The following is a 23419-nucleotide window of genomic DNA, read 5'->3' on the forward strand; positions in this document are numbered from 1 at the left end:
GACTGTCGCCTTCGATGACGGCCTCCCGAGCCCGGCGCCTAGGAACCCATCCGGTTCATGTCATGGCTCATGGGCATCATGTTGGTGTTCAGGTGGTACATGACCCACAGCGAACCCGACAGGGCGATGACCACGACGATGATCGTGAAGATCAGCGCCAGCATGGTCCAGCCGCCCTCGGACTTGGTGTTCATGTGCAGGAAATAGATCATGTGAACCACGATCTGCACCACGGCGAAGGCCATGACGATCAGGGCGGTCGCCTGGGTCGGCAGAACACCGGTCATGACCAGCCAGAACGGAATGGCCGTCAGGATCACCGACAGCACGAAGCCGATCATATAGCTCTTGAAGGAGCCGTGATTGTGCGCCTCGTGGCCCAGGTGGTCGGCGTCGTGGGACTCCGGCGAGTGGTCGTTCTTGTCGGCGCTCATCGAACCATGCCCAGCAGATAGACGAAGGTGAAGACGCCGATCCAGATGACGTCAAGGAAGTGCCAGAACATCGACAGGCACATCAGGCGGCGCTTGTTGGCGGGGATCAGACCCTTCCAGCTGACCTGAACCATCAGCGTCACCAGCCAGATGATGCCGAAGGTCACGTGCAGGCCGTGGGTCCCCACCAACGTGAAGAAGGCCGACAGGAAGGCGCTGCGTTGCGGCGTCGCGCCTTCATGGATCAGGTGGGCGAACTCGTAGAGTTCGATCCCCAGGAAGGCCAGGCCGAACAGGCCAGTGATCGCCAGCCAGATCAGGGTCTGGGTCTTTTTGTTCTGGTCCATCGCCAGCATGGCGAAGCCATAGGTGATCGACGAGAACAGCAGCATGGCGGTGTTGATCGCCACCAGCTCCAGGTCGAACAGCTCTTTCGGACCCGGCCCGGCGGCGTAGTTGCCGCCCAGGACGCCGAACACGGCGAACAGCATCGCAAAGATGAGACAGTCGCTCATCAGATAGAGCCAGAAGCCCAGCATCGTGCTGGAGCCTTCCTCGTGGTGCGGCTCCTCTTCCAGATGGAAGACGTTCGGGTCGATCTCAGTCGCAGTCGCGGTCGCGCTCATGGATCAGGCCTCCGTTCCGGCCAGGGCGCGCGTACGCGCCTCTTCGGTCTCGCGAACCTCATCCGCAGGGATGTAGTAGTCGCGCTTGTAGTTGAAGGTGTGGGCGATCGAGACCGCCAGCACGCCGATGAAGCTAAGCGCCGCCAACCACCAGATGTACCAGACCAAAGCCAGGCCCATCACCAGGCACAGACCGGACAGGATGACGCCCGTGCCTGTGTTCGACGGCATGTGGATCGCACGGTAGCCGGACAACGGACGCTGATAGCCCTTCTTCTTCATGTCCCACCAGGCGTCGGAGTCATGGATGACCGGCGTGGAGGCGAAGTTGTAGGCGGGCGGAGGCGAGGACGTCGCCCATTCCAGGGTCCGGGCGCCCCACGGATCGCCCGTGGTGTCGCGCAGCTTGTCGCGGTTGATGATCGAGACGGCGAACTGGATGAACATGGCCGCGATGCCGAGGGCGATGACGCCCGCGCCGATGGCGGCGATGACGAACCAGATTTGCAGCGACGGATCATCGAACACCCGCATGCGGCGCGTCACGCCCATCAGGCCCAGCACGTACAGAGGCGCAAACGCCAGCCAGAAGCCGGGCACCCAGCACCAGAAGCTGACCAGCCCCCAGAACTTGTCCAGCTTGAAGCCGAAGGCCTTGGGCCACCAGAAGTTGATGGCTGCAAACAGGCCGAACAGCACGCCGCCGATGATCACATTGTGGAAGTGAGCGATCAGGAACAGCGAGTTGTGCAGCACGAAGTCCGCAGGCGGAACCGCCAGCAGCACGCCGGTCATGCCGCCGATGACGAAGGTCAGCATGAAGGCGACCAGCCACATCATCGGCAGTTCGAACCGGATACGGCCACGGTACATCGTGAACAGCCAGTTGAAGATCTTGGCGCCCGTCGGGATCGAGATGATCATCGTCGTGATGCCGAAGAAGGAGTTCACCGAAGCGCCCGACCCCATGGTGAAGAAGTGGTGCAGCCAGACCAGGTAAGACAGGATCGTGATGACGACCGTGGCGTAGACCATGGAGGTGTAGCCGAACAGCTTCTTGCCCGAGAAGGTGGAGGCGATCTCGGAGAAGACGCCGAACAGCGGCAGGATCAGGATGTAGACCTCAGGGTGGCCCCAGATCCAGATCAGGTTCACGTACATCATCGGGTTGCCGCCGAAGTCGTTCGTGAAGAAGTTTGTGCCGACGTACCGGTCCAGCGTCAGCAGGGCCAGAACGGCGGTCAGGACCGGGAAGGACGCGACGATCAGCACGTTGGTGCACAGCGAGGTCCAGGTGAAGATCGGCATCTTCATCATGCCCATGCCCGGCGCGCGCATCTTCACGATGGTCGCGATCAGGTTGATCCCGGACAGGGTCGTGCCGACACCCGCGATCTGAAGCCCCCAGATATAATAGTCGACGCCGACGCCCGGGCTGTAGCCGATGCCCGACAGCGGCGGATAGGCCAGCCAGCCGGTGCGCGCGAACTCGCCCACGAACAGCGAGGCCATGATGATGATGGCGCCGGCCGTGGTCATCCAGAAACTGAAGTTGTTCAGGAAGGGGAAGGACACGTCGCGCGCGCCGATCTGCAGCGGCACGGCATAGTTCATGATGCCCGTCACCATGGGCATGGCCACGAAGAAGATCATGATCACGCCGTGGGCGGTGAAGACCTGATCATAGTGGTGGGCGTTCAGGTATCCCTCGGACCCGCCGAAGGCCATGGCCTGCTGCAGGCGCATCATGATCGCATCGGCGAACCCGCGCACAAACATGATCAGACCCAGGATCATGTACATGATCCCGATCTTCTTGTGGTCCACGGTGGTGAACCACTCTTTCCAGAGATAGCCCCACAGCTTGAAATAGGTCAGGGCGCCGAACAGGGCCAAGCCGCCGAGAAGAACGACGCTCATGGTCACGACCAGAATAGGCTCGTGAAGCGGCAGGGCTTCGAGCGTCAATCGCCCGAAGATGAGTGGAATGAGGGTGTCAGCGTTCATCGACTGTGTTCGCTCAAGCGTTGGGGGAGGAACGGACGTCGGTCGAAACCGGCCCCGTCGATTGCTTGTTTATGGAAAGAGACGCCATCGGCAGACCCTGGGTCAGGCCCAGGCCCGACAGGGGCGCCATGCTGACCGGGGCGCTGGTCGCGTCCAGTTCGGCGCGGCGGATGCGCTCGGCGGCTGCGGCCTCAGCCTGAAGCGGCGTGCAGATGGTCATGACATAGCTCTCGTTCGAGCCGAAGATGGCGGCGTTCTTCCCGCGACCGGCGTACTTGTCATAGACCAGCGGCATGGTGTTGCGAATCGAGGCCATGGTCAGACCGCCCTTGCGGTCGATCTCCATCATCTCGCCCATGCACATCTTGCCCGGCTCGACGCACATGTTGAGGATGGCGTCCCACAGACCGCCGTCGACGGTGGAGAAGCGCATAACGGGAACCTTCTCACTGGGCTTTTCCAGCTCGAGGTAGCGCTCGCGATCCAGCGGCTGGCCGTTTCTGCGAACGCCGGCGATCCAGGCGTCGAAACCCGCCTGATCCAGGCCGTGGAACTTGAACCGCATGTTCGAGAAGCCGTCGCCGGAATAGTTGGCCGACAGGCCCTGGTACTCGCCCGGACGGTTGATGACCGCGTGCAGTTTCGTCTCCATGCCCGGCATGGCGTAGATTTGGCCGGCCAGGGCGGGGATATAGAAGGAGTTCATCACCGACGACGAGGTGATGTGGAAGCGGATCGGGCGATCCACGGGCGCGGCCAGCTCATTGACCGTGGCGACGCCGTACTGCGGATAGATGAACATCCATTTCCAGTCGAGCGCGACCACATTGACCTGGAGCGGCTCCACACCCTCAGCGACGGGCTGGCCGGGCTTGATCCGGTCGATCGGACGATAGGGGTCCAGCAGATGGGTTCCGGCCCAGGTCAGGGCGCCCAGGCAGATGATGATCAGCAGCGGCGCCGCCCAGATCACCACTTCCAGGTGGGTCGAGTGATCCCAGTCCGGGGTGTATTCCGCCTCGGTGTTCGACGCCCGGTATTTCCAGGCGAAGAAGACGATCAAGGCCATGACCGGCACGATGATCAGCAGCATCAGCAGGGTGGAGACCATCAGCAGGTCGCCCTGCTGCTGGGCGACGTCGCCGGCAGGCTTCAAGACAACCAGGTTGCAGGCCGACAGCAGCGCCACCACGGGCACGAGCAGAAGAAGGCGCAGACGGCGCAAGGCGGCTCCAATCGGGAAACGTCGGATCATGGGGAGGATTCGCGACGGTTGACGTTCGAACTGCGCCGGATACTCAGCTTCGGTCGGGAGCGACATTGGACAATCTGTCCTATCCTCATAAGGCGACTTTCATCGCAAAGGGCGCGCAGTCATAATGCGGCATTACCGCCGTACACCTAAATACCTTCAGTTTAAACGGAGCGATCCCAGCCCATGTCCGTCTCGACGACCCCTTCGTCAGAGTCGCTGGAACGCGACGCCGCCGCCCTGCACGATGATCATGGCAAGGTGGACCCCGGCGAAATCGCCATCGGCGTGATCATTGGCCGCACCTCTGAGTTCTTCGACTTCTTCGTCTACGCCATCGCCTCCGTGGTCGTGTTCCCTCAGTTGATCTTCCCGTTCGCGGGACCGATCGGCGGCACCCTGCTTTCGTTCGCGGTCTTCGCTCTCGCCTTCCTGGCGCGCCCGCTGGGCACGGCCCTGTTCATCGCCATCGATCAGAAGTTCGGGCGCGGCGCCAAGCTGACCATCGCCCTGTTCCTGCTGGGCACCTCGACCGTCGCGGTCGCCTTCCTGCCAGGCTATGAGAGCATCGGCATCGCGGCCGCCGTTCTGCTGGCCATCTTCCGCATCGGCCAGGGCGTGGCCCTGGGCGGCGCCTGGGATGGCCTGGCGTCGTTGCTCGCCCTGAACGCGCCGGAGAATCGTCGCGGCTGGTACGCGATGATCCCGCAACTGGGCGCGCCCATCGGCCTGATCGTCGCCTCCGCCCTGTTCGCCTTCTTCCTGAACACCCTGTCGGCGACGGACTTCCTCGACTGGGGCTGGCGCTATCCGTTCTTCGTCGCCTTCGCCATCAACGTCGTGGCCCTGTTTGCCCGTCTGCGCATCGTGGTGACCCCCAGCTTCCAGCAGATGTTCGAAACCCGCGAACTGCAACCCACGCCGGTTCTTACCGCCATCAAGGCGGAAAGCCCCCGGATCGCCATCGGCGCCTTCGCGCCCCTGGCCAGCTTCGCCATGTTCCACATGGTCACCGTCTTCCCGCTGTCCTGGGTCTTCCTCTTCACCCAGGAGACGCCGGTGCGGTTCCTGCTGATCGAGATGGTCGGCGCAGTCTTCGGCCTGCTGGCCATTCTCGCCTCCGGCGTTCTGGCCGACCGTTATGGCCGTCGTTCGCTGCTGGCCGCCACGGCTGCCGGCATCGCCGCCTTCTCCGGCTTCGCACCCCAGCTGCTGAACGGCGGCGCGATGGGCGAACTGATCTTCATGATCTCGGGCTTCATCCTGCTGGGCCTGTCGTTCGGTCAGGCGTCCGGTCCGGTGGCCTCCAGCTTCTCGCTGGCCAATCGCTACACCGCTTCGGCCCTGACGTCCGACCTGGCCTGGCTGTTCGGGGCCGGCTTCGCTCCCCTGGTCGCCCTATGGATCTCCAGCCAGTTCGGCCTGATCGCCGCCGGCGCCTATCTGCTGTCGGGCTCTATCCTGACCCTTGCAGCCCTGTGGCTGAACCGGGAGCTGGCGCGCAGTTCCTCGGACAAGGCGCACGTCGCCAAGAGCTGATACGGGCTCACGCCTGACGATCCGCCCCGGTCTCGCCGCCAGCGAGGCCGGGGTTTTTCTTTGCCTCACGCAAACAAAAGACGGGCCGTGCAATCCGCACGACCCGTCCCAATGTCCGAACTTCAGGGGCGCTCAGGCCCGGCCGTTCATCCGGCGGGGCAGATGGCGTCGCCCTCGTTCGAGCCCAGGCGGATATCCTCCACCGTCACGCCGAAGCCGCCGGCGGCGCTCAGCCCCCAGGGTTGGTCGACAGCCGCCAGATCAGCGCCCGCATCGCGCAGGCAGGACAGCCGGACCTTCAAGGTGCGCCATTCGCCCACGGGCGCAGCGTTGAACAGAGCCGTGACATCCACCCTGCCCTCGCCCAAGGTCAGCAGCACCGGGCCCGAAGGCTTGGCGTCAACACGGTAACGGAAGACCAAAGCCATCTCGCCATTGGCCTGACGGACCAGGTCCACTGGCTTGGCAACGATAAGGGCATGGCCGCCGCCCGCCCCGAAGGTCAGGGCGCGGGCCGATTCCTGGGCGGCGCCATCGGTAGAGCGAACACTAACACCGCCCCGCGGGCTGGCGCCGCTGCTCTCGGTTCCCAGCCGGAACTCGCCGCCCGCGTCGCGCAACATCAAGGACCAGGGGGCGACGAAACGACCGTCGACGAAATAGCGATCGACGCTGCCGATCTCGCCCGCGACGCCGCTGTCCTCGGAAAGGGCGCCGACGCGGCCGCCCTGCGCATAGGTCAGGCCATAGCCATAGGCGAACTGCGGGTCATAGCCCGGCTGGCCGACATTCAGCGGCTCGCCCTTGGCGGTCTTGGGCCAGCTGAACGACAGTTTGCCGTTGAAGTCTGTGCGGGGTTTGCCCGCGGCGTCGCCGACCAGAACATCAGCCACGCCGCCGCCTTCCGTGCCCGGCAGCCAGGCGGCGACAAAGGCGTCAGAGGCGTTGATCTCGGGGTTGGTCCACATCGGACGCCCGGCCAAAAACACCGAGACGGTCGGTATTCCAGCCGCCTTGAGCCGCTTCAGCGTCTCCAGAGGTTCGGTCGGCAGGAAGTCCAGGGTGTCGACGTCGCCTTGGAACTCCGCATAGGGCGTCTCGCCGAACACGACGATGGCGACGTCCGGCTTCTGGGCGAAGGCCCCGTCGGGACTGAATGTCGCCTGACCGCCCCCGGCGACGACCGCCTCCTGAATGCCGCTCCAGATCGACTGACCGTTGCGGAAGTCGGCGTTGGTGTTACCCGTCCCCTGCCAAGTCAGGGTCCAACCGCCCGACGCCTGACCGATATCATCGGCATGGCCGGCCACAAGAACCCGCGCGCCGGACCGGATCGGCAGAACCCCATCGTTCTTCAGCAGCACCAGCGACTTGCGCACCGCTTCGCGAGCGAGGGCGCGGTGGGCGGGCGAACCCAACTCGTTGAGATGGCCTTCCACCGGACGCGTGTCGGTGAACAGGCCCGTCTTGACCTTGACCCGCAGGATCCGGCGCACGGCCTCGTCCAGACGCGCCATCGGGATTTCGCCCGACCGCGCCTGGGCCAGGGTGTTCTGGTACAAGGGCTTCCAGCTGTCGGGCGCCATGAACATATCGATCCCGGCGTTGAAGGCCAGGGCGCAGCTCTCGTTCGAACAGCCGGGCAGCTGGCCCTGGGCGTTCCAGTCGGACACGACGAAACCGTCGAAGCCCAGCGGCCCGCGCAGGACATCGGTCAGGATCGTCTCGTTGCCGGAGTGTTTGACGCCGTTCCAGCTGGAGAAGCTGGCCATGATCGAGAGCACGCCCGCGTCGATGGCCTGGGGATAGCCGGACAGGTGGGTGCGGATCATCTCCTGTTCGGACCCGGCGAAATCGCCCTGGTCGTGACCGCCGGTCGTCCCGCCGTCGGCCAGGAAATGCTTGGCCGACCCGGCGATATGGCCCGGCGCCAGCGGATGATCGGCCGACAGCGCGCCCTGAAGACCCAGGGTCATCGGCCCGGCGTAGCTCTGGGCGATCTCGGGGTTTTCGCCATAGCCTTCATAGGCGCGCCCCCAACGATCGTCCTGCGGGACGGCCAGGGTCGGCCCAAAGGTCCAGTCCGCGCCGGTCACGGCGACTTCCAGCGCCGTCGCCGCGCCGATGCGCCGGATCAGGTCGGGATCGCGCATGGCGCCCAGGCCGCTGTTGTGCGGGAAGATGGTCGCGCCGACGACGTTGTTGTGCCCGTGGACGGCGTCGATGCCGTAGATCATCGGGATCTTGGCGCCCGGCCGCTGGGCCACCGCCGCACGGAAGGCCTGGGCCAGTTCGACCCATTTCTGGGCCGAGGCGCGCTCGTCTCCGCCTGGCGAAGAATTTCCGCCGGCCAGGATCGATCCCAGCGGATAGGTCAGCAGGTCTTCCGGTTTGATGGAGGCGATGTCGGCCTGGATCGTCTGACCGACCTTCTCCTCCAGCGTCATCTTCGCCATCAGTTCGGTGACGAAGGCCTCGGTGGCGGCGTCCGTCATGGCGGCGGGGGATGCGGCATGTGGCCACAGGTCGGGATGGGCGCGGCTAGCGTCGGTGACGATGGTGTCCGACGGCTTCACATAGTTGATCGGCGTCGATTGCGAGGTCGTCGTGGCGCACGCGCCCGCCGCCAGAGCAAAACTCAAGGCCATGATCGACACGGCGTTGCGGCGGGGATTCAGGAAGCGCGGGGTCATATCGGGTCCGTCCATTCGGCGGGCGAGAAACTGGGCGCGAAAAGCCCGGTGCGGTCCTTAGACCGCACCGGAAGTTCGCTCAGGGTGCAAAAGATCAGGCGTCTCGGACGCACGAGGCGGGGCGAAATCCAATGGAACTCAAGCCTCACTCCCGCACGTCGTTGACCGACGTTGATTTTCACCAGCGCAACTTGATGCACCCATGACAATGCTGTCAACTGGAATAAGTTAGCGCTAACACAAACGGACCGCCAGATGTCCGGGCTCAAGGGAGAAACGGCATGAAGAACGGGGTGACGCGACGGACGGCCGGCGTCTTGACCTTGGGCCTGGCGTCAGGACTGGGCGTTTTTGGCAGTGGAGCCCATGCGGATTCGTCGGGCGCGACCTACCGATGGCGCAATGTGAAGGTCGGCGCCGGGGGCTTCATACCGGGCATAGTGTTCAGCGGGGTCGAACGGGGTCTGGCCTACGCTCGCTCCGACATGGGCGGCGCCTATCGATTCGACGCCGCCGCTGGCCAATGGCGGCCGTTGCAGGACTCCACCCCCCTCTCCTCCGATTTCGGCGTCGAAAGCATTGCCGCCGACCCCATGGATCCAGACGTGGTCCATATGGCGGTGGGCGTGCACCGGGGCGATCCGGGGGCCATGCTGCGCTCTACCGACCGGGGGGAAACCTGGTCGCGAGTGGCGGTTCCTTTCCGTATGGGCGGCAATGAGGACGGGCGGGGATTGGGCGAGCGGTTGGCCATCGATCCAAACGACAATCAGATCCTCTACTTCGGTTCTCGACACGACGGTCTGCAGACATCGACCGACGGCGGCTCGAGCTGGAGCAAGAACGCGGGATTTCCCCTGAAGGGTCTGGGCCTGCCGACGGGCCGGGACACGCATGGCGGCCTCAGCTTCGTGATTTTCGATCCCCGTAGCGGAGCCCGGGGGCGGCGGTCGCAGACCCTGTTCGTCGGCGTGGCGGATCCTCACGAGCTCGCCCTCTATCGTTCCGATGACGCGGGTCGCAGTTGGCGACCGGTCGAGGGCGGCCCCCGCGCCGAGTTGTCGGCGGCCAAGGCCGAGCTGGACGATCGCGGCGTCCTCTACCTGACCTGCACCCTGGGCATAGGCCCCAACGGCGTCACGGACGGCGCGGTGTGGCGGCTGGACACCAACACCGGCGTCTGGACCGACATCACCCCGCCCCGCCCGCTGGGCGGCTTCATGGGGATCGCGGTCGATCGCAAACGGCCCGGCGTCCTGATGGTCTCCACCCTGAACCGCTGGCAGCCCGGCGATACGATCTGGCGCAGCACCAACGACGGCCGCAGCTGGAAGAGTCTGCGCGAGGCCGCCCGTCACGACGTCAGCGCCACACCCTATCTGAACTGGGGCAACGACAAGCCGGACTTCGGCTGGTGGATCGCAGCCCTGGCGCTGGATCCGTTCGACAGCGACCGACTGGTCTACGCCACCGGCGCGACCGTCTACGAGACGCGCAATCTCTCGGCGGCCGACGCCAACCGCCCGACCAACTGGACGCCCTGGGTCGAGGGCATCGAGCAGACCGCCGTGATCACCCTGGTCAGTCCGCCCGTCGGCCCGCAGCTGCTCACCGGTTTCGGCGACATCTCCGGCTTCGCCCACGAAGATCTGAACCGGTCGCCGGAACTTCAGTTCACCACCCCCGTCTTCGCCAACACCAACCAGATCGACTACGCCGGCGCGGCGCCCGCAATCGTGGTGCGCAGCGGCACGCCGCATGAAGGCGTCGGGTCCGCGGGCCACGATGGCTCGACACTGGCCTGGTCGGCCGATGCGGGGCGCAGCTGGAAGCCCCTGGGCCGGCCCCGTCCCGCCTCAGGCGCGACTGCGGCGTCGCCGGATAACCCGCGTATGGACCTGTATCGCGACGCGCCCATCACCGTCTCGGCGGACGGATCGACCTTCGTTCTGGCGACGCCGCAGGCGGCCTGGTCAGACGACAGGGGCGCGGCCTGGCGGCCCTGTCTGGGCCTGCCGTCGCGGCTTCGCCCCGTGGCGGACCGCAAGGACGCGGCCCTGTTCTATGCCCTCGATTTCCAGACCGGCGGCTGGTTCGTCAGTGTGGACCAGGCGCGCAGTTTTGCACCGGTCACGTCTCGGGGCCTGCCCGACGTATCGAGCGACCGGCCGACCTGGCGCGAACAGGCGTTTCCACTGAAGGCCACGCCCGATCATGACGGAGACCTTTGGTTCGTGTCGCGATCCGGCCTGTTCAACAGCCGTGACGGCGGGCAGAGGTTTGCGAGGATCGACGGCGAACTGGCGGTCGAGATGCTGGACTTCGGCAAACCACCCGCAAGCTCGACCTATCCCGCCCTGTTCGCGATCGGAACGAAGGACGCGATCCGAGGAGTCTTCCGGTCCGACGACCGGGGCCGGTCCTGGATCCGCGTCAATGACGACCACCATGAATATGGTCGCCGCTATCGCGCCATCGCCGGCGATCCTAGAGTATTTGGCCGCGTCTATGTGGCCACCGACGGACGCGGCGTCGTCTATGGAGAACCGGCATGAACCTGTCACGACGCGGACTTCTGGGCGCGGGCGCTTCAGCCTCAATGTTAGGGGCCTGCGCGACGACCCCGGGCTCGGGCGCAGCGGGCCCTTTCAAGCCCACCTGGGACAGCCTGATCGAAGGCTACAAGACACCCGACTGGTTCCGTGACGCCAAGTTCGGCATCTGGTCCCACTGGGGTCCCCAGTGCGTGCCGGAATTCGGGGACTGGTACGGTCGGCTGATGTATATTCAGGGCCATCCCTTCTACGAGCACCACGTCGCCACCTACGGCCATCCCAGCCGGGTCGGCTTCATGGAGTTCATCAACCAGTGGAAGGCCGACCAGTGGGACCCCGAGGGGCTGCTGGACCTCTATCAGGCGGCCGGCGCCCGCTACATCATGTCGATGGCCAATCACCACGACAACCTGGACCTGTTCGACAGCGCCCATCACGACTGGAACGTGATGCGGGTCGGCCCCAAGCGCGACATCGTCGGGACCTGGGAAAAGGCGGTCAGGGCGCGGGGTCTGCGCTTCGCCGTATCGAACCACGCCGCCCACGCCTGGCACTGGTGGCAGACGGCCTATGGCTATGACGCCGAGGGGCCGATGAAAGGTGTCCGCTACGACGCGGCGCGCCTGACCAAGGCCGACGGCGCCGGCAAATGGTGGGACGGGCTGGACCCGCAGGAACTCTATACCGGCCCGACCTTTGCTCCGCCCGACGGCATCGGCTCCATTGCCGAGATGAACGCCTGGCACGACGCCCGCGACGGCCAGTGGATCGAGACGCCGCCGGCGAACAACCCCGCCTTCGTCCGGTCCTGGGTGGCGCGCCAGCGCGACCTGATTACGAAATACCGGCCGGACATGGTCTATTTCGACAACTACCAACTGCCGCTGGGTCGATACGGGCTTGAGGCCACGGCCGAATACTACAACGCCTCGCTAGAATGGCGGGGCGAACTGCCGGTCGTGAACGGCAAGCGGCTGGACGAGCGTCAACGCAAGGGCATCGTCGAGACGGTGGAGCGCGGCTTCTCGGACAGTCTGAAGCCCGAACCGTGGCAGACCGACACCTGTATCGGCGACTGGCACTACAACCGCGCCCGCTACACCAGCCACTATTATGTGCCCGCGCACAGCGTGATCCAGCGCCTGGTGGATGTGGTGTCGAAGAACGGCAATCTGATGCTGAACATCCCCCAGCGCGGGGACGGATCGATCGACAGCGACGAGCGCCAGATCCTGACCGACATCGCCGCCTGGATGAAGATCAATGGCGAGGCCATCTTCGACACCCGCCCCTGGCGCATCTACGGCGAGGGGCCGACCACGGTGGTCGCGGGCATGCACGGCGAGGGCGCGGCGCGGCCGTGGACCGGCCAGGACATCCGCTTCACCACCAAGGGCCAGACCCTGTACGCCTTCGCCCTGGACTGGCCGCAAGACGGCCGGATGCAGATCCACGCCCTCACGCCCCAGACGGGACGCGTCGAGGCTGTCGAGCTGTTGGGCGGCCCCGCCCTGCCCTTCCGTCAGAGCGACGAGGGCCTGATTATCGACTTGCCGCAAACACGGCCGGTGACGGTGGCGCCAGCGGTTCGACTGAGGGGCACCGGGTTGGTCTAACTTTTTTTGGCGAAAACAACAGGAGGAAACACGCCATGAAAATCCTTTCCATCGCTGTGGGCCTGGCCCTGCTGGCGGGCGGCTCCGCCGTGGCCCAGACAGAGCCTTCGCCGCCCCCGACGCAACGAGGCATGATCGACCATCTGATCAACTCGCCCTTCGTGCGGAACTGGAACACCTGGGGGTTGGCCGCGCAGCCGACGCCTCATGCCGCCGAAGGCGTAACCGGCCGCGAGGCCCTGACCATCGATGTCCAGCGGGCCGGCGATCCATGGTCGGTCGGCGCGGTCATGACCAACAGCGGCGCGATCAAGACCGGCGATGTTGTGCTGTTGGGCGTCTGGGTGCGCGCCGTACGGCTTCCCGAGGGCCAGTCGGAGACGCGGGTCCCTATTGTCCTGCTGGAGGGTCAGGGCGAGCCCAAGATTACCTTGGCGCAGGCGACGAACCTGGTCGTCAGGGACGAATGGCGCATGCTTTACGCCTCTGGCGTGGCGACGGCGGACATCGCGCCCGGTCAGTCCAGCATCATTATTCAAATGGGACAGGCGCGGCACAGGCTCGAGCTGGGCCCTGCGCTCGTGTTCAACTTCGGCCCCGACTACGACCGGTCGCAGCTGCCCCAAAACCCGACCGACTGAGCCTTCGTCCACTGGACCGGAGCGGTTCCGCCGCTCCGGTCCAAATGTCTCAGCGGATCATCGCCTCGAACGGGACAGCCGGAAGGCCGGCGGGACCGTAGAGATTGCAGACGGGGCTGTCGGCCCAGCACAGGCGCACCTTGACGTCGGTCGGCTGGGCCGAGGCCAACACGACCTGATCACCGGCTACGGTCGCATCGACGAAGCGGCAGACGTCGCCGGCGCCGCACAGCTCGAAACCGATCGGACGGTTGAAGCCATAAGCGGTCAGGGCCGTGCCCGACGCATAACGGACGTGAACACCGTCCGCGGCCCGTTCGACCGAAACGGGTTGCGGCGAGACCGGCTGAACCGCGCCGTCCAGACGCCGCGCCTCAAGCGCCAGGCGACGGCCGACCTCCAGCTTGTTGGTCGGGTGAATGTCGTAGCGGTCGCCGATGTCGATGGCGGCGGCCAAGCCCGCCAGGCGGTCGGCATTGACGACCGTGCGCTGGCTTTCGCGCAGGGCCGCCCAATAGGAGTTGGTCGGTTGACCGGTCGCGGGTCCGAAATTGGCCAGTTGAACGACCAGCATCCGCATGTCCGGATTCTCAAACCGACGGCGCCAGTCGGCGAACAGAGCCGGCAGCAGGCGACGGTAGCCGACATAGTCGCCCACATTCGACTCGCCCTGGTACCAGGCCATACCCTTCAGGCCATAGGCGCCGAGGGGGGCGATCATGCCGTTATAGAGGGTCGTGGTGCCACTGCCGCCGATCCAGGGCGTGCGCGGCGGATTGGGCAGGTTCCCCAGGGGTGCCGCGACGCGGTGACGCCAGCCTGAAGACAGGGACACCGTGCTTCCATCCGCGAAGACCAGGCGCTTGTTCGCCGCCGGTCCCCAGGCGCCGCCGCCGCCGTTGGTGTCCAGCACGCCGACGGCGATCAGGTTGCGACCCGACTTCAACGTCCCGGCGGGAATGGCGTAGGTGCGCGGCGTGTCCCAGCCCTGCTGACCGCCGATATATTTGCCGTTGACCCAGGTCACGTCCGCATCATCGACCGGCCCCAGCTCGATCGTCGCGCCTTGACGGGCCTGGGCGGCGGTCAGTTCGACCGATTTGCGCAGCCAGACGACGCCGTCGAAGGTGGCGAGGCCCGGAACGGTCGATTCCCAGAATCCTTCGGCAGGGATCGATGACCAGTCGGCGTCAGCCGTGCGCGGCAGGTTCCAGCCCTGTTTCGTGCCGGGATCATTGGCCGACCACCAGGCCTGAGTGATTTGCCGCCAGATGGCGTCGCCCTGGGACGGATCGCGGGCATAGGCGTCGAGGGCTTCCAGCGCCTGGTCATGTCCGCCCAACTTGGTCAAAGCGTCGCGGCTCAGCCAGTCCTCGATGATCGACCCGCCCCAGGAGGCGGCGATCAGACCGACGGGGACATTCTCGGACCGGCGAAGATCGCGCCCCATGAAATAGCAGGCCGCCGAGAAATCGCGGACGCTGGCGGGATCGGTCGTGCGCCACTGACCGACCGCATGCGGCGCCGACGACGGCGCAGGCAGGCTGGAGCGGCCGACCAGGAAGAGACGCAGATTGGGGTCGTTGGCGGCGGCGATCTCGGTGTCTGCATTGGTCGCCTGGCGGACGGCGAACTCCATGTTCGACTGGCCCGAGCACAGCCAGACATCGCCGACCATGACGTCCGAGACCGTCTGGGTCGCGCCCGAGGTTTGGGCGGTCAGGACATAGGGCCCTCCGGCGGTCAAGCTCGGCAGGGTCGCGCGCCAGACGCCGTCAGCGCCGGCGGTCGCCTGGACCTGAGCCTGGCTGACGCCGACCGAGACGACTGCGCCTGGCGCGGCCTGCCCCCAGACCGCGATCGGACGCCCCCGTTGCAGGACGGCGTGGTCCTGGAACATCGGGTCCAGCAAGGGCGCCGCGGGCGCCTGGACCTGGGCTTGGCCCTGGGCCTGAACGGCGCCGGCGGCCAGGACGGTGGCAGCGACGGCGGACAGCAAAAACGAGCGCATCAGCGCCTCCCAATCACCCCGCCAGAGCGGGTGTTCCGAAATTGCACTGCACACCGAAAACCAGTGCAATATGCAAAAGAGTGCAATTTGACCGGCCCGGCGAAGACGAAGTCGAGACTATAACCCCGTCAGGAACCGTGGTTGGTCAGACCGCTAAAAATCTTAAAATCGGCAAGTAAAACAACGGAACGGGCATCGACATTATGCGCGATGTCGATGCCCCCCGTCGTCTAGCGACGCACCTCAACCGCCTGGCCGGAGTACTGGATGGTCTTGGACGGCGCGGCGTCGAAGTCGCCCGCGTCGGCGGCCGGTCCGCTGACGAAGCGCACACTGATCGTGCGGTTCGACGGCATGCCGGGATAGGCGCCGTTCCGTGCGCCGATGGTCAGGACGCCGCGCGCCTGATCCCAGCTCATCGGAATGGTCGAGAACTCGCCGCGCTCGTAGCCGTAGTCCTTGCCCGAGTCCTCATAAAAGGAGAAGGCGCCGTCGGCTCCGGTGTAGACCACCAGGGTCAGCGGGCCGTCCAGCTTTTCGGACGTATAGGTGATGGCCGGCCCCGTCGGCAGGATCGAGCCCGCACGGACGAAGACCGGGATCTTGCCCAGGGGCGCCGCGACCGAAGCCGTCCGGCCGCCAGAGAAGGTCTGACCCGTCTTCAAATCGTACCAGTCGGCGCCGGCAGGGAAATAGACCGACCGGCTGCGCGCCTTGTACTCGGTGACGGGGGCCACCATCAGGGCATGACCGAACATATACTGGTCGGCGATGTCACGCGCCTTGAGGTCGGACGGGAAGTCCATGACCAAGCCACGCATGATGGTGCCGTCGCGCCGATAGGTGTCGCCCGCCAGGCTGTAGATATAGGGCATCAACCGGTAGCGGGTGCGCATCTGGTCGGCATAGGCGGCGTAATAATCGCCGCCGGGATTGGCCAGATTATAGACTTCGCGCTGCGGGAACTCGCCGTGCGAGCGGAAGATCGGCGACCAGGCGCCGAACTCGAACCAGCGCAGCTGCAGCTCGTCCCACTCGGCCTTATCCTCGGGCTTCATGCCGGCCGGATTCGAATAGCGGGCCTCGACCGAGAAACCGCCGATGTCGTGGGTCCAGTTCGGCAGACCCGACAGGCCGGCGTTGACGCCCGCCGAGATCTGGTCGCGCAGATTGTCCCAGCGCGCCACCACGTCGCCGGACCACAGGATCGAGCCGGTGCGTTGCAGACCGCCCCAGGCCGAACGGGTCAGGATGGTGGTGCGTTGACCGCCCTGCTCCGCACGGAAGTTCCGATAGACGTTCTCGGCGTTCACCAGCGGATAGGAGTTGAACACATAGGCGCCCGGCCCGACCGCCGTCGGCCCCATGCGCAGGGTCCGCTCGGGGATGTCGAGGTTGGAGTGCATGTCCGGCTCGACCGAATCCAGCCACCAGCCGTCGAAGCCCATGTCCTTGAAGCTGTCGGACATCTGCTTCCAGTACAGGTCGCGGGCGGCCGGCAGATAGGGATCGTAGAAGCTGTTGGCGTAGCCCGGTCCGACCCAGTCGCGCGCGCCGACATCGACGTTGCGCGTGTACATCCCGCCGATAGCGTCCAGCTGCTTGTAGTGTTCGGTTGTCGGATAGAATTTCGGCCAGACCGAAATGATGATGTCGGCGTTCATGTCGTGAACGTCCTTCACCATCTGGGTCGGGTTCGGATAACGGGCCGGATCGAACTGGTGCGAACCCCAGGCGTTCTCGGGCCAGTAGAACCAGTCCTGAACCACCATGTCGATCGGCAGGCCCAGTTCGCGATAGCGACGCACGGCGCCGACCACTTCTGCCTGGGTGTTATAGCGCTGGCGGCTCTGCCAGAAGCCATAGGCCGAGCGCGGCAGCATCACCGACTTGCCGGTCAGGCCGCGATAGTTGGAGATGACGCCGTCGATGTCGTCACCGCCGACATAGAAATAGTCGATGGCCTTGCCGACTTCCGACGCCAGGCTCAGCGCGCCCTGGTCGGCCGCGGGCAGCGGGTCCATGTGGCGCAGCGAGATATAGCCGTCTTCCGGGGTCCATTCGATCTTGATCGGCACCCGGGTGTTCGCCGCCATTTCGACCTGGAAATCATGGTCGAAGGGGTTCCAGTTCTGGCGCCAGTTCTGCTCGACCACCTTGCCGTCGATCGTCACTTTCACATAGCCAGACGAATAGAGGCGGAACTTGTGCAGGCCGGCGGCTGCGGTCTCGATCGACCCTTCCCAAACGACGCTGACGCCGGCCTGGCCGGGCTTGCCCATATCGCCGGTCTGGACCGGGGCGCCGGGCTGGGCCTTCAGGCCCTCGGGCCAACGCTGCTGGTCGCGAATGAACTCGTAGTTCACCTCGCCCTCGGGGCGGCTGACCTTGAGCACGCCGTCCTGATAATAGCGGGCGGTCAGACCGCCGAAGGCGCCGCCGGCGTCACGGACGATCAGCCGATCCGACAACATGCCGTAGGGGCGCGGGTCGCCGAAACGGGTGATGGCGTTGGTGTCCCACAACAGACCGTAGTTGCGGCTGGAGACGACGAAGGGAATGCCCACGTCCATATTGTGCTGGGCCAGCAGGACGTCCTGACCCTTGTAGTTCATCACGCCCTGCTGGTGCTGGCCCAGGCCATAGAAGGCTTCGTCGGCAGGGCTTTCCCACACCTGGCGCGTGGCCAGGAAGCGGTGATCGCCCTTCTGGTCCTCGACCGTGACGGGGGTCAGTTCGCGGCTGCCCGGGCGCTCCTTCAGCACTTCCTGACCGGTCTCGTCGAGGAAGCGGACGGCGCCGGTGGTGCGCGACACCTCGGCCGTGGCCTCGGCCGTCTTCAGCACGACCAGGTCGCCGTGGGTCTCGACCTCGAACGGGGTGGTGGTCGAGGGCTGGGCCGTGACCATCAGGCTGGCGGGCAGATCCAGATCGGCGTCTTCGGTAGCGGTGACGCGGATGGTCTCGGGACCATAGACCTCAAGACGCACGCGACGCGCGGCGCCCTCGGTCGGGGCGACGACGACGCCGGCGGGGATACGTTCGAAGGCGGCCTGCTGGATGGCGCCGGCCGAGGCGCTGTCCATCAAGGTCGAACAGGCCCCCAAGGGGGCGATCATCAGGGTGGCCAACATCAGTCGGCGGGCGAGGGTCGAGGTCATGGGGGCTCTCGCTTCTATCAGAGGGACGTTCAGTAGGTCGCAGTGACGACGCGCAGCAACTGCGGGCGGTCGGTGAAGTTCAGTCCGTAGTCGGTCTGGTCGCCGTTCCAGATACGTTCGAAGACCCATTTGCCGGCGGCGTCAAAATGGCCCTCTTCGTAGCGCACGACCATGCGGCGCTTGCCGTCTGTCGCGGGCTTGGGGGCGAAGTCGATGCGGGCGCGGTAGCCGGTGAGGATGAACTCGCCCGGCGCGATCTCGGCGATCAGAGCGCCGCCATTGGGCTTTTCAGTCCCCGGCACATCGGCCAGCGGACCCAGCCAGGTCCAGTCCGGCTGACCGAACTGCCAGCGGCGATAGCCGACCGTGGCGGTCCAGTCGCCCAGATCCAGGGTCTGTGAAGATCGGTCGTCGGGTTCGGCCACGCCCCAAACCTTGCCGGCGAAGGCGGCGCGCGCCCAGACCCGCTGCCACGGCGCGATCAGCCGATAGGCGTCGCGGAACGGCGTCAGGGCCTTCTCGTCGATGGCCGGGGCGCCGAGCGGATAGTTGGCGTAGCCGGTATAGTCGATGCCGAACGGCGAAAAACCTATGCCGCCCCGGCCCAGGACCGAGAACAGATAGCGGGCATAGGGGACGTCATTGCCCGTCTCGGCGACGAACAGGGCGTTGTCGGGCCGCTCATAGCGGTCCAGATGCCCCTCGTAGGTGTATGAATCTCGATTGTAGATGTCCGGGCTCAGCATCTCGATCGACGGGGCTGCGGCCTTCCAGACGTCAATGACCGGCCAGACGGGACCGCCCGAGGCATAGTTGGTCGGGGCGGTGCGCTCATGCGGGTCAGGCAGGGCCGCATTGACGTACATGGGCAGGGGATATTCCCGCTTGCCCGCCTCAGCCACCGTATTGACGTAGGCGGCGATGGACCAGGCGTGGAAGAATTCCTCCGCCTCGTCGCCGAAGACGGCGGACCAGGTTCCGGGCGCCTTGCCCGTCCGGTCCAGCAGGGCCTGGGGCACGGCGGCGTCGAAGGCGGCCTGGGCGGCAGGGGAGTAGTCGCGCACCGAGCCGTAGGTGCCGGTCTCGTTCTCCGGCTGGACCATGATGACGGTGCGTTGACGTTCGTCGATCTGACGGATGTGGCGCATCAGGGCGGCGAAGGCGCGCGCGTCGGCGGCCAAGGTCTCGGCGCCATAGGGCGACATGGCGTAGGATTCCGTTCCGTCCTTCTGGATCAGATGCGGAAAACGGGTCGGGTTCAGCTTGACCCAGGCCGGCGCATATTTGGGCGAGGTGTTCTTCCAGGTGGCGAACCACAGGATGACCAGACGCACGTCGTTGCGACGCGCCTCCTGCACCAGATGATCGACGAAGGAGAAGTCGAACCGCCCCTCCTCCGGCTCCAGCTGTTCCCAGGCGATGGGAACCTGAACCGTATTGGCCCCGACATAGCGGATGGCCGGCCAGGCCTCGACCAGAGGCGCCGGGTAGTTGGTCGAATTATTGACCTGGGCGCCGAGGATGGTGAAGGGCGCGCCGTCGACCATGAGCGCGTGGCGGCCGTCCTGTTGGACGAGCCGAGGGATCGGCGACTGCGCCTGCAAGGGCGCCGCCGCCGCGACTGCAACGGCCGAGAACGCCAAGGCTGTAAAGAACCTGCGTGCGAAAGAACCCATCGCCGCCTCCCAACGTCGATAACAAAACTGTCGGGGCGCCGGCGATCGCCGACGCCCCGTCGTGTCAGCCTGGGTTAGAAGGCCGCGCGCAGAACCACCGCGATCCGGCGGTCGGTGTCCACCCAGTTGTACGTCGCCTTACGTTCGGCGTTGCCGACTTTCAGAACAGTCCGCTCGTTCAGGATATTGGTCGACTGGATGCCGATCTTCACGTCTTCCGTCAGGTTGTAGAAGATCGACCCGTCGAGCTGGCCGTAGTCGCTGGCCCAGACGGGTGCATTCACGTTCGCCGCTGACGTCGTCATCAGATACTCCTCGCGCCAGTTGTAGGCGAGGCGCGCCGAGATACCGTACTTCTCGTACAGGACAGCGGCGTTGTAGCTGGTCTTCGACAGACCTTCGAGCGGCAGCTCGGCGGCGGAAGCCGAGTTCTGGTCGCTGCTCAGGATGTCCTGGCTGGTGTTACGCCCACCGCTGCTGTCGACATAGGTGAAGTTGGCCTGGATACCCAGGCCGCTCAGCGGGCCCGGCAGGAAGTCATAGAACTGCGAATAGGCCAGTTCGAAACCGTCGATCTTGCCCTCGTCGCCATTGGTGTAGCGCGTGATCAGGAAGTCGTAGGTGACCCCGCCATTGGTGTAGGTCTCCGTCGAGGAACCCGAGAAGATGTAGTCCTTCAAGTCCTTGTGGAAGGCGGCGAAGGTCAGGCTGCCGGTCGGAGCGAAATACCATTCCAGGCTGAAGTCGTAGTTGGTCGCCTTCAGAGGCTCCAGGTTCGGATTGCCGCCGGTGCCCGTGAAGGGCGTCGTCTCGTTCAGCGTATAGCCGTCCGACTGGAAGTTGATCGACAGGTTGGTGAACGGCTGCAGCTGGTACATTTCCGGCCTAACGATGGCGCGGGATACGGCGACACGGGCCTGAAGGCTGTCGGTCAGGAATGCGCGCAGGTTCAGGCTCGGGAGCACATTGGTGTACTCCTTGCTGACATCCGCGCCGGCATCCAAGGCGCCGCCGGACACGAACTGGACCGCTTGGTTGAAATCTGTGCAGTCAGCGCCCGTCGGGCAGGACCCACTGATGGAAGGCAGGGTGATGATCTGGTTGGTTTCGGTCTTCGTCTTGACGACCCGCAAACCAAGGTTGCCATCGAAGCCCCGCCCGAAGAAGGCCGTGTCATTCCCAAAACGGGTATAGACATAAGCCGCTTCAGTCTTCTCCTCCAGATTGGTCACGCCGCCACTGCCGCTGCCCAGAGTATAGCTGTCGTAGTCGTCGCTGAGCGGCGTCCAACCCCAGCCGGCGGTTTCCGTGCCCTTTAGAATGTCATAGGCATGGGCGGTGCCCTGGTTCAACAGAGCGGCGGTCGGGAACCAGGCGACGCCTGGCACCGACGTATCGCCACGGAAGAAGTTCTCAAACGTGTACAGGAACGAAGACTCCTGAAGGCGCGAGTCGCCCAAAGACCCGGAGTCATCCAGATAGACGGCATTGGTGTTATTCAACCAATACTGATTAGACAACAGGTTCCAGTTATAACCGGTCTGACGGTTGGTGTAGTTCTTGTCCGTCATACGAACGCCGAACTCGACAGACTGGAAGAAATCGTTGTTTTCGAAATCGTAGCGGCCGTCCAAACGCCCAGCGACCTCGTCGGCCTCGTTGTCCTCAATGTGGTCCATAGCGGCGGCCCACCAATAGCTCGACTTGTCCTCCGTCGACCCGCCCGTTGTGGTGATGGTCGGCAGATCGCCATCGATAACGATTCGCATATCCGGCCGGTCTTCCAGCTGGGTATAGGCGGTCATCGAATAGATTTCGGCCGTCGATTTCACATACTGCAGATCGCCACTGAACGACCACGCACTGTTCGGCGTATATTTGAAGTTCAACGAGACATCGCCGGTCTTCTTGGTGTCGTCGCCGACGCGGGTGTTAGTGCTGTAGTAGGCGTCGGGGATATCACCCGACACGAAAACACCTTGATCGTTGTACGAATAACTCGAATTCGGCGTCAGGATACTATCGGTCCCCATCGCATATTCGACGTTATAGCTTTCCGACTGCGAACCCAGCGCCTGCATGGTGAACAGCCATCTGTCGTTGGGGCGCCATTGGGCCGCCAGAGCCACAGCCGTGCGCTTCTGCTCCCAGTCGATTGTCCGCCAACCCATATATTTGGGGATATAGACGGTCTGGCCAGCCTGGCCCGTACCGTCGGTGCTGTCTTCCGTCAGCACGACCGGGTCGTAGCGGTCGGTCGAGATACTGTCAGTCCGGTTGCCGACGTTCGAAATGCTGACATTCGCCAGCAGACCGAACTCGCCGATCTTGGTGTCCCAGCGGTCGGAGCCGATGATGCTGCCCGACCAGTAACCTTTTTCAGACAAGTCGCCGTAGTTGTAGTCGGCGTTGATCGCCAACAGCGGCTCACTGTTATCAAACGGAACGCGCGTGCGCAGGTTGATCGTGCCGGCGATGCCGCCTTCGATCATGTTGGCTGCGACGTTCTTGTAGACGTCAACGCCGGCCATCAGGTCGGCGGACACGTCTTCGAAGCTGAGCCCGCGACCGCTGGACGCGGAGAAGATGTCGCGGCCGTTGGTTTCGGACCGGACGCCGGACAGTCCGCGCACGAAGACGCCGCCGCCTTCGGCCGCCAGACGGGCGGGGTCGCGGGCGGAGTTGGTGCGTTGCAGGGTGACGCCAGGAATACGTTGCAGCGCCTCGGACACCGAACGGTCCGGAAGGGCGCCGATGTCCACGGCCGTCACCGAGTCGACGATGACTTCCGAATTCTTCTTGATCGCCTGAGCCGACCGCAGCTGGGCGCGAATGCCGGTGACGACCACTTCGTCAACCGTAGCGGCGTCGTCAGACTGTGCAGCTTCCTGCGCCATGGAAATCGTGGGCGCCATGGCGGCGACAGCGACAAGCGAAGCGCCGCACAGAAGCGCGACACGGCGAACGTGATTTTGACGAGACATATGCCTCAAACCTTCCTGCTGGTCGCGCCCGTCGCTTATCAGCGTCGTGGGGCGACATCCCTCCCGAAGTTGTGGTCCGCCGCCGTTAGACGACTTGGCCACCTTTCAAGGATGCACAGGTTTTCATGCGTTGAAAAGCATTTTCTGATAGCGCTAACATTAATGCTGTCATCCGTGCTTTGCGATACGGAGGGGACAATCAGGATCGGCGTAAAGCCGGCGTG

The 23419-nt window shown here is 64.8% G+C and carries 13 protein-coding genes; 4 read left to right on the forward strand and 9 right to left on the reverse strand.

Going from position 1 to position 23419, the window contains the following annotated elements:
* Positions 1-38 precede the first annotated feature (38 nt).
* The 4 genes from cyoD to cyoA are packed head-to-tail and all read right to left on the reverse strand — an operon-like array spanning position 39 to position 4322.
* Positions 39-434, reverse strand: coding sequence for a cytochrome o ubiquinol oxidase subunit IV (gene cyoD, locus OU998_RS10855; protein ID WP_267513486.1), 396 nt, complete (start codon positions 432-434; stop codon positions 39-41).
* On the reverse strand, positions 431-1060 hold the full coding sequence (gene cyoC / locus OU998_RS10860; RefSeq protein ID WP_267513487.1) for a cytochrome o ubiquinol oxidase subunit III: 630 nt from the start codon (positions 1058-1060) through the stop codon (positions 431-433). Before cyoC ends, cyoD begins: the two co-directional genes overlap by 4 nt.
* A 3-nt stretch (positions 1061-1063) precedes the next feature.
* On the reverse strand, positions 1064-3067 hold the full coding sequence (gene cyoB / locus OU998_RS10865; RefSeq protein ID WP_267513488.1) for a cytochrome o ubiquinol oxidase subunit I: 2004 nt from the start codon (positions 3065-3067) through the stop codon (positions 1064-1066).
* Between the two features lie 13 nt (positions 3068-3080).
* A complete protein-coding gene (cyoA, locus tag OU998_RS10870) occupies positions 3081-4322 on the reverse strand; it encodes a ubiquinol oxidase subunit II (protein ID WP_267513489.1) in 1242 nt (413 codons plus the stop codon).
* 183 nt (positions 4323-4505) lie between these two features.
* Between cyoA and OU998_RS10875 the strand changes: the two genes are divergently transcribed.
* Positions 4506-5858: an MFS transporter gene (locus OU998_RS10875; RefSeq protein ID WP_267513490.1), complete on the forward strand. Its 1353-nt coding sequence runs from the start codon at positions 4506-4508 to the stop codon at positions 5856-5858.
* A gap of 146 nt (positions 5859-6004) precedes the next feature.
* Here OU998_RS10875 and OU998_RS10880 read toward each other — a convergent pair whose 3' ends face one another.
* On the reverse strand, positions 6005-8551 hold the full coding sequence (locus tag OU998_RS10880; protein WP_267513491.1) for a glycoside hydrolase family 3 protein: 2547 nt from the start codon (positions 8549-8551) through the stop codon (positions 6005-6007).
* A gap of 281 nt (positions 8552-8832) precedes the next feature.
* Between OU998_RS10880 and OU998_RS10885 the strand changes: the two genes are divergently transcribed.
* From OU998_RS10885 to OU998_RS10895, 3 genes are read left to right on the forward strand one after another with little or no spacing between them, the layout of a single operon-like run.
* Complete coding sequence (locus tag OU998_RS10885; protein WP_267513492.1) at positions 8833-11106, forward strand: WD40/YVTN/BNR-like repeat-containing protein; 2274 nt, start codon at positions 8833-8835, stop codon at positions 11104-11106.
* Positions 11103-12722 (forward strand): alpha-L-fucosidase, encoded by a 1620-nt coding sequence (locus tag OU998_RS10890; protein ID WP_267513493.1) that lies wholly within the window; start codon positions 11103-11105, stop codon positions 12720-12722. Before OU998_RS10885 ends, OU998_RS10890 begins: the two co-directional genes overlap by 4 nt.
* A gap of 35 nt (positions 12723-12757) precedes the next feature.
* Positions 12758-13363, forward strand: coding sequence for a hypothetical protein (locus tag OU998_RS10895; RefSeq protein ID WP_267513495.1), 606 nt, complete (start codon positions 12758-12760; stop codon positions 13361-13363).
* Between the two features lie 49 nt (positions 13364-13412).
* Here the strand turns inward: OU998_RS10895 and OU998_RS10900 are convergent, their stop codons facing one another.
* The 4 genes from OU998_RS10900 to OU998_RS10915 form a co-directional block, all read right to left on the reverse strand.
* A complete protein-coding gene (locus tag OU998_RS10900; RefSeq protein WP_267513497.1) occupies positions 13413-15374 on the reverse strand; it encodes a sialate O-acetylesterase in 1962 nt (653 codons plus the stop codon).
* Between the two features lie 230 nt (positions 15375-15604).
* Positions 15605-18535: a TIM-barrel domain-containing protein gene (locus OU998_RS10905; protein ID WP_267513499.1), complete on the reverse strand. Its 2931-nt coding sequence runs from the start codon at positions 18533-18535 to the stop codon at positions 15605-15607.
* A 29-nt stretch (positions 18536-18564) separates the two neighbouring features.
* Complete coding sequence (locus tag OU998_RS10910; protein WP_267513501.1) at positions 18565-20211, reverse strand: DUF5597 domain-containing protein; 1647 nt, start codon at positions 20209-20211, stop codon at positions 18565-18567.
* Between the two features lie 74 nt (positions 20212-20285).
* Entirely contained in the window at positions 20286-23195 is a 2910-nt protein-coding gene (locus tag OU998_RS10915; RefSeq protein WP_267513502.1) for a TonB-dependent receptor, read from the reverse strand.
* Positions 23196-23419: the final 224 nt, after the last annotated feature.

The sequence above is a fragment of the Brevundimonas sp. SL130 genome (assembly GCF_026625805.1).
In the GTDB taxonomy this organism is placed as follows: domain Bacteria; phylum Pseudomonadota; class Alphaproteobacteria; order Caulobacterales; family Caulobacteraceae; genus Brevundimonas.

Bases quoted from the DNA above. Each gene is read 5' to 3' on its own strand.
- cyoC (WP_267513487.1), bottom strand. From the start codon at position 1,060: ATGAGCGCGACCGCGACTGCGACTGAGATCGACCCGAACGTCTTCCAT.
- OU998_RS10910 (WP_267513501.1), bottom strand. From the start codon at position 20,211: ATGGGTTCTTTCGCACGCAGGTTCTTTACAGCCTTGGCGTTCTCGGCC.
- OU998_RS10890 (WP_267513493.1), top strand. From the start codon at position 11,103: ATGAACCTGTCACGACGCGGACTTCTGGGCGCGGGCGCTTCAGCCTCA.
- OU998_RS10880 (WP_267513491.1), bottom strand. From the start codon at position 8,551: ATGACCCCGCGCTTCCTGAATCCCCGCCGCAACGCCGTGTCGATCATG.
- OU998_RS10915 (WP_267513502.1), bottom strand. From the start codon at position 23,195: ATGTCTCGTCAAAATCACGTTCGCCGTGTCGCGCTTCTGTGCGGCGCT.
- cyoB (WP_267513488.1), bottom strand. From the start codon at position 3,067: ATGAACGCTGACACCCTCATTCCACTCATCTTCGGGCGATTGACGCTC.
- cyoA (WP_267513489.1), bottom strand. From the start codon at position 4,322: ATGATCCGACGTTTCCCGATTGGAGCCGCCTTGCGCCGTCTGCGCCTT.
- OU998_RS10905 (WP_267513499.1), bottom strand. From the start codon at position 18,535: ATGACCTCGACCCTCGCCCGCCGACTGATGTTGGCCACCCTGATGATC.
- OU998_RS10885 (WP_267513492.1), top strand. From the start codon at position 8,833: ATGAAGAACGGGGTGACGCGACGGACGGCCGGCGTCTTGACCTTGGGC.
- OU998_RS10900 (WP_267513497.1), bottom strand. From the start codon at position 15,374: ATGCGCTCGTTTTTGCTGTCCGCCGTCGCTGCCACCGTCCTGGCCGCC.
- OU998_RS10895 (WP_267513495.1), top strand. From the start codon at position 12,758: ATGAAAATCCTTTCCATCGCTGTGGGCCTGGCCCTGCTGGCGGGCGGC.
- cyoD (WP_267513486.1), bottom strand. From the start codon at position 434: ATGAGCGCCGACAAGAACGACCACTCGCCGGAGTCCCACGACGCCGAC.
- OU998_RS10875 (WP_267513490.1), top strand. From the start codon at position 4,506: ATGTCCGTCTCGACGACCCCTTCGTCAGAGTCGCTGGAACGCGACGCC.